Origin of the sequence: Phenylobacterium sp., assembly GCF_041920015.1 — a bacterium.
Lineage (GTDB): Bacteria > Pseudomonadota > Alphaproteobacteria > Caulobacterales > Caulobacteraceae > Phenylobacterium.
In genome coordinates, this window is the sequence record NZ_JAYRST010000103.1 from 1 (window position 1) to 9,596 (window position 9,596).

A 9,596-nucleotide genomic window follows, 5' to 3' on the forward strand; every position below is an offset into this window, starting at 1 on the left:
GAGGTCGAAGCGGCAGAGGCCGAGGGAGAGGGTCCCGCCGCCGGCGGCGGCCGGGCGCGCGTCGGCGCGGCGCAGGATCGCCTCGATGCGCAGCAGCAACTCCTCCGGCTCGAAGGGCTTGGCCAGGTAGTCGTCGGCGCCGAGCTTCAAGCCTTCGATGCGGTCTTCGGCCAGGCCGCGGGCGGTGAGCATCAGGACCGGCGTGCGGCCGGGCGCGCCCTTCTTCTCGCGCAGCCAGCGAGTGAGGGAAAAGCCGTCCTCGCCCGGCATCATCACGTCGAAGACGGCCAGGTCGAAGTCGAGGGTGTCGAGCAGGCTGCGGGCCGCCGCCCCGCCCGGCGCGACGGTGACGCGGAAGCCGTGGCGCGAGAGGTACTGCTTGAGCAGGTCGCGGATGCGGTCGTCGTCGTCGACCACCAGGAGGTGACGGTCCGTGCTGTCCACCGCGCTCATTGGGCGCCCCCGCTCCTGGTCCGTCCGCCGGCCAGCGCCGACAGGATGCGCCTGGCGCCGGCGACGCCGTCCAGACCGCCCACCCGATAGGACCGGGCGACGAGGGCGCGCAAGCGTTCGGATATGGCGCCTTCGAAGGCCAGGCCCGTTTCGGTGAGGGTGGCCGCCCGCCGGCGGCTGTCGAGATCGCCGGGCGTCTTGGCGGCGAGACCGCGGGTTTCGAGGTCGGCCAGGACCTTGCTGGCGGCCTGTTTGGAAAGGCTGGTGAGGTGGGCCAGCTCCTGGACGCCGATGCCCGGCCGGCGCTTGAGCAAGAAGGCTGCACGCCAGTGCGAGCGGCCGAGGCCCAGGCCCGGTTCGGCGGCGAGGCCGGCGTCGACCGCCTCCCAGACCGCGGCCTCGGCCAGCAGGAGCAGCTCAAGGCCCGCGTCGAGTTCGTCCTCGCGCAGGATGAGCCGGGGATCGGCTGTGCTCATGACGATCGGCGACCCATTTCGTTTGACGCAGGGCTTGCGGGGGGCTGTAAGGGGCCCTGATTGAAAGGAGGACTTTCCCTCATGTCCCTAGCGCCCTTCGACGACCGCGACGGATGGATCTGGCTGGACGGCCAGTTCGTGCCCTGGCGCGAGGCGAAAGTGCACGTACTGACCCACGGCCTCCACTACGCCTCGGCGGTGTTCGAGGGCGAGCGGATGTACGGGGGGGAGATCTACAAGCTGACCGAGCATACCGAGCGTCTGTTCAAGTCGGCCGAGATCCTAGACTTCAAGATTCCGTTTACGGTGGCCGAGATCGACCAGGCCTGCAAGGACACGTGCGCGAAGAACGGCCTGACCGACGCCTATGTCCGCCCGATCGCCTGGCGCGGATCGGAGATGATCGGGGTGTCGGCCCAGAACACCAAGATCCACGTGGCGATCGCGGTCTGGGACTGGCCGAGCTATTTCAGCCCGGAAGAGCGGGCCAAGGGCATCCGCATGTGCTGGGCCAAGTACAAGCGCCCTTCGCCGGAGACCGAGCCGGTGCACGCCAAGGCCACCGGGCTCTACATGATCTGCACCATCTCCAAGCACGCCGCGGAGAAGGACGGCTACACCGACGCCATGATGCTCGACTATCGCGGCTATGTGGCCGAGAGCACCGGCTCGAACGTGTTCTTCGTCAAGGACGGGGCGCTGCACACTCCGATCCCCGACTGCTTCCTGAACGGCATCACCCGCCAGTCGGTGATCGCCCTGGCCGGATCCAAGGGGATCGAGGTGGTCGAGCGCCACATCAAGCCGGAGGAACTGGCGGGCTTCACCGAATGCTTCGTGGTCGGCACGGCCGCCGAGGTGACGCCGGTCGGCCAGATCGGCGAGTACAGCTTCACCCCGGGCGCGCTGTCGCTGGGGCTGGCGGACGACTACGCCCGCATGGTGCGCCGGCAATTGACGCCGGCCTGAGCCGGCCAAGACCGTCGAACGCAGATACGCCGCCCGGATCGCTCCGGGCGGCGTTTTCGTTGCTAGATCAGCCAGGTCTGCGGACGGGGATAGGCCTCGCCCTGGGACAGGTAGATCAGGCCGACGACGCAGCGGATGGCGAACCACACCCCGACCGCGCCCCACAGGAACAGGAAGAGCATCAGGAACGGGATGCCGATCAGCACCACCGAGAGGACTGCGCTGATCCCGATCAGGACGCCGAGGCCCAGGAACACGGCCAGGCCGATCCAGAAGGTGCGGATCAGGAAGGTGTAGTGGCTGCGCATGACCGGACCGGCCGTGTCGCGGTTGATATGCGCGATCACCAGACCGACCAGGATGGTCAGGCCGTTGACGAGCCCCAGCAGGTAGAGGCCGTAGACTATGGCCGGCAGCGTGCGGTCTTCGCTCGTCACGACGGAAGGGGTGGTTTCGCTCAATTCAATCTCCCAAGAGAATACCTGAACGAAATGTGGCCCTGCTGCGCGCAATTGCCAGTTTAATTCGCGTTCATGAAGGGGAGGGGTGCGCCGATCGCTTATCCCCGTGTCTTCCCGGAAAGCGCGATGCGCGCTTGTCCGGGCCTATGAATACCTAGCCAACGAGCGTGTGGCGGTGGGCGCGCCGTTCCTGGATAGTGCTGTGTTCATGGGGCCCCGGTCTTGCTTCGCAAACCGGGGTGACATCTGGCTTTAGCCGCGGACGAGCGTGATCTCGACGCCGGCGGCGGCGGCGTGGGGGGCGAGGGCCTGGGGCTTTTCGACCCGGACGCGGGCGCGGGTGACGCGGAGGTCGGCCAGGCAGGCGCGGGCCAGGCGCTCGGCGAAGTCCTCGACCAGCAGGATATGGCCCTCGGCGGCGATGGCGCGGGCCGCCTCGCCGACGCTCTCGTAATTAACGGTGTCGGCCAGCCGCCTGGCGCCGGCGATCGGGGCGTCGAGCTCGACATCGACGACCAGCGGCTGGGCCTTGCCCTTCTCGTGGGCGTGGACGCCGATCTGCGCCTCGACCTTCAGGCCGGTGACGAAGATCTTGGTCATGACCACGCGGCATTGGGAGGCGGGTGGAGGCGGCTCGGGCGAGCCGTCCTGCAAGGATGGAAGAACCAAGGGCGCTCCGTTCGGGCGGATGCGGGGTCAGGCCAGATGCTGGCCCGCATCGACGGCGATCATCTGGCCCGTCACCGACCTTGCGTCAATGAGGTAGCGCAGCGCATGGCCGATCTCGGCCGGATCGACCGCCTGCTTGAGCAGGGTGGTGGAGACCTCATGGTCGAAATCGTCGCCCTGCTGGTGGATCGAGGGCAGGGTCGGGCCCGGGCCGACGCCGTTGACGCGGATGCGGGGGGCCAGGTCCTGGGCCAGCATCCGGGTGGCGGCCCAGAGCGCGCTCTTGGAGAGCGAATAGCTGAAGAAATGCGGGGTGGGGGCGAAGACCCGCTGGTCGAGGATGTTGACGATCAGGCCCATGCGGTCGGCGGGCAGGCGCCGGGCGAAGGCCTGGGCCAGGATCAGGGGCGCGCGCAGGTTGGTCTCCAGATGCGCGTCCCACGAGGCGCGATTCATGGAGCCGAAGGAATCGTCCTCGAACACCGAGGCGCAGTTGACCAGCAGGGTGACGGGGCCGAGCTCGCTCTCGACGTCGCCGACCAGGGGCGCGGTGGCGCCCTCGTCGCGCAGGTCGCAGGCGTGGATGGAGGCCTTGCGCCCGCGGGCGCGGATGTCGGCGGCTGCGGCCTGGGCGTCGTCATCGACCTGGCGGACGTGGATGGCGACGTCGTAGCCGGCCTCCGCGGCGGCCAGGGTCAGAACCCGGCCGATGCGACGCGAACCGCCGGTGACGAGCGCCGCGCCTCGCGTGGTCGCAGCCAAGGCCGCTTAGTCGAGCCGGCCGAACTCGAAGACGTTCAGCGCGCCGATCACAACGAGGAAGGCGAGAATGGTCAGGATCGCGATCATGGAAAGCTCCGGCGTTACCGGTCCGGCTTTAGAGCGGCCGCGGGGGCTTCGCAAGCGCGAAGGGAACCCGAGCGGCTTTCAGGCTTTGCTTTGTCGGGGCGTCGCCCTGGGGCTTCGCCCGACGGCAGGAGCAACACCATGATCAAAGACCAGGAGTCCTTCGAGGCCGCCCTTCAGCGGGTGGCGGACCTTCTGGAGCATCCGCCGGCCGACGGAACGGCGGAGGACGAAGAGTTCGGCAAGCTGCTTCACGACATCGAGCTGTTCCATCCGACGGTGCTGACCGCGCCGCCGGAATCGGACTTCGCGCGGCTGGGCCAGGAGGCCAAGGCCCTGCTGGCCCGCGCCAACGCCTTCCAGGCCCAGCGCGAGGCGCGCGAGAAGCGTGAGAAGTGGACGAGCTTCCCCGAGGACGGCCAGGGCATCGGCCCCACCACGGGGGTGTAGGCGCGCCTGGCTCTTGAAAACCGGCGTTCCGGCGGGCCATGGTCGCGGCCAACGAAAAAAGCCCGCCTTCGAGGAAACGCCATGCCGCTGTCGCCCATCGCGCCCGGCGACCTGACCAAGGTCGCCGTTGGAATAGATCGTCCCGAGGATGTGGTGGTGGGGCCGGACGGCCGGGTGTTCGCCTCCGACCACCAGTGCACGGTGGCCGAGATCCTGCCGGACGGCTCCTTCAAGCGGATGGGGCCGCGCGGCGGGGCGCCCAACGGGATCAACATGGATCGCCAGGGGCGCATCCTGATCGCCAATTTCGGCATCTACGACCGCGAGGACGGGCCGTTGCAGCGGTTCGACCCGGCCAGCGGCGCGCACGAGACCTTGCTGGCGCAGGTCGAGGGGCGGCGGCTGACCAGCGCCAACTATCCGGTGATCGACAGCGCCGGGAACATCTGGTGCGCCAACTCCACCCACGCCGAGACCTGGCCGCAGGCGCTGGACGGGCGCACGGACGGCTTCATCTTCGTGCTGCGGCCGGACGGATCGAGCGCGGTGGTGGCCGAGGGGCTGAAGTTCCCGAACGGCATGGCCCTGTCGGCGGACGAGCGATACCTGTTCTGCGCCCAGACCAGCGGGGCCGACGTCATGCGCTTTCCGATCCACGAAGGCGGGACGCTGGGCGCCGGCGGGCGCTACGGCCCGGTGCTGGGCAAGCTGCAGAGCGCCGGGGCGGCGGCGATCGACCCTGGCGAACTGGGCTATACCGACGGGATCGGCCTGGACGCCGAGGGCAATCTCTGGGTCTGCCTGCCGGCGGCGAACAAGGTGGTGGCCATCACGCCGGAGCTGGAGGTGACGACGGTGATCCACGACCCGTCCGGCGAGGTGGTGAATCACCCGACCAACGTCACCTGGGGCGGGGCGGACCTGAAAGACCTCTATATTGGCTCGATCCGCGCAAATTACGTGCTGAAGGGCCGTAGCCCCGTGGCGGGCCAACCCCATATCCACCAGAGCTGATCGGCGCGAGGAGTTGTCGCTATAAATTTATAGTGTAAATAACGTCGCCGGGCCGTTGAAATCCAGGGTTTCCGCGGCTTGAGCGGCGCTGGGGGCTTCCCCAGTTATCGCTGATCACTAAAATGCCTGTTTGAAGCCGTCGGGAGTCCTGGCGGCGTTAAAAATCCAACGAACGCCTCCGGGAGGACGTCATGCGCGAGTATCTCAAGTTCTATATCGACGGTCAGTGGGTCGACCCCGTCGAGCCCAAGACGCTGGACGTCATCAACCCGGCGACCGAGAAGGCCGCGGGCAAGATCTCCCTCGGCGGCGCGGCCGACGTGGACAAGGCCGTGAAGGCCGCCAAGAAGGCGTTCGCCACCTGGTCGCAGACCAGCCGCGAGGAGCGCCTGGACGTCCTGAACCGCATCCTGGCCGAGTACCAGAAGCGCTTCGGCGACCTGGCCACCGCGGTCACCGAGGAAATGGGCGCCCCGGCCAGCCTGGCCCAGCGCGCGCAGGTGCCGATCGGCATGGGCCACCTGGCCACCGCCGCCGAGGTGCTGAAGACCTTCAAGTTCAGCGAGGACCGCGGCCCGACCCTGATCGTCAAGGAGCCGATCGGCGTCTGCGGCTTCATCACCCCCTGGAACTGGCCGCTGAACCAGATCGTCTGCAAGGTGGCTCCGGCCATCGCGACCGGCTGCACCATGGTGCTGAAGCCGTCGGAAGTGGCGCCCTTCTCGGGCCATATCTTCGCTGAGATCATGCATGCGGCGGGCGTGCCGGCCGGGGTGTTCAACCTGGTGCATGGCGACGGCGTGGGCGTGGGCGTGCCGCTGTCGAGCCACCCGGACGTGGACCTGATCTCGTTCACCGGCTCGACCCGCGCGGGCATCGAGGTGGCCAAGAACGCCGCCCCGACCGTCAAGCGCGTGGCCCAGGAACTGGGCGGCAAGAGCCCGAACATCGTGCTGGACGACGATGTGCTGAGCAACAGCGTCATCGCCGGCGTGCGCACGGTGATGACCAACTCCGGCCAGTCCTGCAACGCCCCGACCCGGATGTTGGTCCCGGCCAAGCGCATGGACGAGGCGATCGCCGCGGCCAAGGAAGCGGCCGCTCAGGTCACGGTCGGCGATCCGAACGGCAACAGCCAGCTCGGCCCGGTGGTTTCCGAAGTGCAGTTCAACAAGATCCAGAAGCTGATCCAGGCCGGCATCGACGAGGGCGCGACCCTGGTGGCCGGCGGCGTCGGCAAGCCGGAAGGCCTGGAGACCGGCTACTACGTCAAGCCGACCGTCTTTGCGAACGTCACCAACGAAATGACCATCGCCAAGGAAGAGATCTTCGGCCCGGTGCTGTCGATCCTCGGCTATGACAGCCTCGACCAGGCCATCGCGATCGGCAACGACACCGAGTACGGCCTGGCCGCCTATGTGAACGGCGCGGACCTGGCCAAGGCCCGGGAAGTGGCGTCCAAGCTGCGTGCCGGCCAGGTGTCGATCAACGGCGGCGGCGGCGACCTGATGGCGCCGTTCGGCGGCTACAAGATGAGCGGCAACGGGCGCGAGTGGGGCGATTTCGCCTTCCACGAGTTCCTCGAAACCAAGGCCGTCCTCGGCTACGCGCCGAAGGAAGCGGCCGAGTAGGCTCGGAAAAAAGCTGAAGCCTTTGCGGGCCGGCAGGACGAGGGTCTTGCCGGCCCGCTTTCTTAGGCCTCATCCTCTCCGAAAAGAAGAGAGGCGAGGGAGGAGCGATGTCCACAGACATCACGTGCGTGGCCGACGTGCCGCGCCACCATGCGGCTGTGCGCGCGGGCGAGACGGCGCTGTGGTTCGAGGGGCGGGCGATCACCTATGGCGAACTCGACCGCCTGGCCTCGCAATGCGCCCAGGCGCTGATCGCCGCGGGCGTGGCGCCCGGCGAGCGGGTCGGGGTGCTGGCCAAGGGCTCTGACGCCTTCTTCATCCTCTGGCTCGGCTGCCTGAAGGCGCGGGCCTGCCTTACGCCGGTGAACTGGCGCCTGGCACCGCCCGAGATCGCCTTCATCCTGAACGACGCCGGCTGCCGGCTGGTGGTCACCGGCGCGGATTTCGCGCCGACCGTGGAAAAGGTGCTGCCCGATACGCCCGGCGTGAAGACCGTGGTGCAGGTCGAGGCGGGCCATGCGCGGTGGCCGGGTTTCTTCGACTGGATCGGCGGATGCGAGGCTGTCGACCCCCAGCTTGCCTCCGAGGGCCAGGACGACGTGATCCAGCTCTACACCTCGGGCACCACAGGCCTGCCCAAGGGCGTGCAACTGACGGAAGACAACTATGCGGCGCTGTTCGAGTCCGCATGCCGGCAGTGGGCGCATTATCCGCCTGGCGTGGCGGTGCTGGTGGCCATGCCGCTGTTCCATGTGGCGGGGGCGAACACCGGCCTGCTGGCGCTCTATCAGGGCGCCAAGGCCGTCGTGCTGCGCGAGCCCGATCCCGGCGTGATCCTCAAGGTCGTCGAAGAGCACCGCATCGAGCATGCCTTCCTGGTGCCGGCCCTGATCAACATCCTGCTCCAACGGCCGGAGGTGGCGACCACCGACCTGTCGAGCCTGGGACACATCTATTACGGCGCCTCGCCGATTTCCGAGGAGGTGCTGCGGCGCGCGCAAGACACCTTCGGCGCGAGGTTCACCCAGCTCTACGGACTGACCGAGACCATCGGCGGCGCGACCAACCTGCCGCCGGAAGCGCACGAGCCGGGGCGCGGCAAGCTACGCTCGTGCGGGGCGCCTTCGCTGGGCTTCGAGGTGCGGGTTCGGGCCGAGGGCCGCGATGCGGCCCCGTTCGAGGTCGGGGAGATCGAAATCCGCTCGGCGGGGGTGATGAAAGGTTATTGGAACCGGCCCGAGGCCACCGCCCAGGCGATCGACGCCGAGGGCTGGTTCCGCAGCGGCGACGCCGGCTATTTCGACGACGATGGCTTTCTGTTCATCCACGACCGCGTGAAGGACATGATCGTGTCGGGCGGCGAGAACATCTATCCGGCCGAGGTCGAGAATGCGCTCTTCTCGCACCCGGACGTGGCCGACGCCGCGGTGATCGGGGTGCCGGACGACAAATGGGGCGAGGCGGTCAAGGCGTTCATCGTGCGCAGGCCCGATACGGATGCGGGGCCTGAAGCGATCATCGCCCACTGCCGCACCCTGATCGCCGGGTACAAGGTTCCGAAGTCGGTGGACTTCGTGGAGGCGCTGCCGCGCAATCCGTCCGGGAAGGTGCTGCGCCGCGAACTGCGCGCGCCATTCTGGGAGGGGCGCGAGCGCAATGTCGGATAACAAGGCCAAGGGAGAGAGAATGCTGGACCCGCATTTCAAGGCGATGATCGAGGCGGCCGCCGAACAGGCGGCCAATGCGCCGCCGCTGGACGCCGTGCCGCCGGCCATGATCCGCATGGGCTATCAGATGCAGCGCAAGGCGAGCGATCAGAACCCGCCGCAGGACGTGACCGCCAAGGACCTGGAGGTCGGCGGCGCGGCCGGGCCGATCCCCGCGCGGCTCTATACGCCGGGCGGCGCGAAGACCCCGAGCGGCGGCCTGGTCTATTTCCACGGCGGCGGCTTCACCATCGGCGACCTGGAGACCCATGACGGCCACTGCCGGCGGCTGGCCTCACTGGCCGGGGTGCGGGTTCTGGCGATCGACTATCGGCTGGCGCCGGAACATCCGTTCCCGGCCGGGCACGACGACGCCCTGGCGGCGACGAAATGGGCCTTCGACCATGCGGCGGAGCTGGGGATCGACCCGGCGCGGATCGCGGTCGGCGGCGACTCGGCCGGCGGCAATCTGGCGGCGTCAGTAGCCATCGACCTGAAGGACGATCCAGCGCGGAAGATCGCCTTCCAACTGCTGCTCTATCCGGGCATCTGGCCGGAGACGGAGACCGCCTCGCGCCAGGCGCTGGACGGGCCGATCCTGACCAAGGCGGCGCTCGCCTGGTTCGACAAGTCGCTGGCCGCCGCCGGCCATCCGCAGGCGGGGCGGGCGTTCCTGGGCAAGGTCAAGCTGACCGGAGGCCTGCCGCCGGCCCTGGTGGTCACGGCCGGGTTCGACCCGCTGAAGGACGAGGGCCGCGACTACGCCGCGCGGCTGACCGCGGCGGGCAATATGGCGGCCCACGTGGAGTATGCGGGCCTGGTGCACGACTTCTACGTCATGCCCGACGTGTCGCCGGCCGTGCACGAGGCGGTGAAGGAAACCGCCGCGGCGCTGAAGGCGGCGATGGGGTAGGCCTCTAA

11 protein-coding genes are annotated in these 9,596 nt (G+C 68.5%); 6 read left to right on the forward strand and 5 right to left on the reverse strand.

The features are described from left to right. Both ACE3TL_RS15495 and ACE3TL_RS15500 read right to left on the reverse strand, forming a co-directional pair. Positions 1-453, reverse strand: a 453-nt coding sequence (locus ACE3TL_RS15495) for a response regulator transcription factor (RefSeq protein WP_374579569.1), incomplete at its 3' end; no start/stop codon positions are given. Beyond that, a complete protein-coding gene (locus tag ACE3TL_RS15500) occupies positions 450-929 on the reverse strand; it encodes a MarR family winged helix-turn-helix transcriptional regulator (protein ID WP_374579570.1) in 480 nt (159 codons plus the stop codon). The genes ACE3TL_RS15500 and ACE3TL_RS15495, both read right to left, overlap by 4 nt. An 81-nt stretch (positions 930-1,010) precedes the next feature. On the opposite strand from ACE3TL_RS15500, the gene ACE3TL_RS15505 reads away from it, so the two are divergent. Then, positions 1,011-1,898: a branched-chain amino acid aminotransferase gene (locus ACE3TL_RS15505; RefSeq protein WP_374579571.1), complete on the forward strand. Its 888-nt coding sequence runs from the start codon at positions 1,011-1,013 to the stop codon at positions 1,896-1,898. A 62-nt stretch (positions 1,899-1,960) separates the two neighbouring features. Here ACE3TL_RS15505 and ACE3TL_RS15510 read toward each other — a convergent pair whose 3' ends face one another. The 3 genes from ACE3TL_RS15510 to ACE3TL_RS15520 form a co-directional block, all read right to left on the reverse strand. Continuing rightward, positions 1,961-2,359 carry a DUF4870 family protein gene (locus ACE3TL_RS15510; protein ID WP_374579572.1) on the reverse strand — a complete coding sequence of 133 codons (399 nt, stop codon included), beginning with the start codon at positions 2,357-2,359 and terminating at the stop codon, positions 1,961-1,963. Positions 2,360-2,611: 252 nt separating this feature from the next. Continuing rightward, a complete protein-coding gene (gene folB / locus ACE3TL_RS15515) occupies positions 2,612-2,959 on the reverse strand; it encodes a dihydroneopterin aldolase (RefSeq protein WP_374579573.1) in 348 nt (115 codons plus the stop codon). Positions 2,960-3,055: 96 nt separating this feature from the next. Further along, positions 3,056-3,790 carry an SDR family oxidoreductase gene (locus ACE3TL_RS15520; protein WP_374579574.1) on the reverse strand — a complete coding sequence of 245 codons (735 nt, stop codon included), beginning with the start codon at positions 3,788-3,790 and terminating at the stop codon, positions 3,056-3,058. Positions 3,791-4,015: 225 nt separating this feature from the next. Here ACE3TL_RS15520 and ACE3TL_RS15525 point away from each other — a divergent pair, with 225 nt between their 5' ends. The 5 genes from ACE3TL_RS15525 (at position 4,016) to ACE3TL_RS15545 (ending at position 9,588) form a co-directional block, all read left to right on the forward strand. Next, positions 4,016-4,324 carry a hypothetical protein gene (locus tag ACE3TL_RS15525; RefSeq protein WP_374533550.1) on the forward strand — a complete coding sequence of 103 codons (309 nt, stop codon included), beginning with the start codon at positions 4,016-4,018 and terminating at the stop codon, positions 4,322-4,324. 81 nt (positions 4,325-4,405) lie between these two features. Continuing rightward, a complete protein-coding gene (locus tag ACE3TL_RS15530; protein ID WP_374579575.1) occupies positions 4,406-5,338 on the forward strand; it encodes an SMP-30/gluconolactonase/LRE family protein in 933 nt (310 codons plus the stop codon). 191 nt (positions 5,339-5,529) lie between these two features. After that, positions 5,530-6,969 carry an aldehyde dehydrogenase family protein gene (locus ACE3TL_RS15535; RefSeq protein WP_374579576.1) on the forward strand — a complete coding sequence of 480 codons (1,440 nt, stop codon included), beginning with the start codon at positions 5,530-5,532 and terminating at the stop codon, positions 6,967-6,969. A gap of 107 nt (positions 6,970-7,076) precedes the next feature. Further along, positions 7,077-8,636 carry a long-chain-fatty-acid--CoA ligase gene (locus tag ACE3TL_RS15540; protein ID WP_374579577.1) on the forward strand — a complete coding sequence of 520 codons (1,560 nt, stop codon included), beginning with the start codon at positions 7,077-7,079 and terminating at the stop codon, positions 8,634-8,636. A 19-nt stretch (positions 8,637-8,655) separates the two neighbouring features. Further along, positions 8,656-9,588 carry an alpha/beta hydrolase gene (locus tag ACE3TL_RS15545; RefSeq protein ID WP_374579578.1) on the forward strand — a complete coding sequence of 311 codons (933 nt, stop codon included), beginning with the start codon at positions 8,656-8,658 and terminating at the stop codon, positions 9,586-9,588. The last annotated feature ends 8 nt before the right edge of the window (positions 9,589-9,596 follow it).

Excerpts from the sequence above, each read along its gene's own strand:
- ACE3TL_RS15530 (WP_374579575.1), top strand. The coding sequence starts at position 4,406 with ATGCCGCTGTCGCCCATCGCGCCCGGCGACCTGACCAAGGTCGCCGTT.
- ACE3TL_RS15535 (WP_374579576.1), top strand. The coding sequence starts at position 5,530 with ATGCGCGAGTATCTCAAGTTCTATATCGACGGTCAGTGGGTCGACCCC.
- ACE3TL_RS15500 (WP_374579570.1), bottom strand. The coding sequence starts at position 929 with ATGAGCACAGCCGATCCCCGGCTCATCCTGCGCGAGGACGAACTCGAC.
- ACE3TL_RS15525 (WP_374533550.1), top strand. The coding sequence starts at position 4,016 with ATGATCAAAGACCAGGAGTCCTTCGAGGCCGCCCTTCAGCGGGTGGCG.
- ACE3TL_RS15505 (WP_374579571.1), top strand. The coding sequence starts at position 1,011 with ATGTCCCTAGCGCCCTTCGACGACCGCGACGGATGGATCTGGCTGGAC.
- ACE3TL_RS15540 (WP_374579577.1), top strand. The coding sequence starts at position 7,077 with ATGTCCACAGACATCACGTGCGTGGCCGACGTGCCGCGCCACCATGCG.
- ACE3TL_RS15545 (WP_374579578.1), top strand. The coding sequence starts at position 8,656 with ATGCTGGACCCGCATTTCAAGGCGATGATCGAGGCGGCCGCCGAACAG.
- folB (WP_374579573.1), bottom strand. The coding sequence starts at position 2,959 with ATGACCAAGATCTTCGTCACCGGCCTGAAGGTCGAGGCGCAGATCGGC.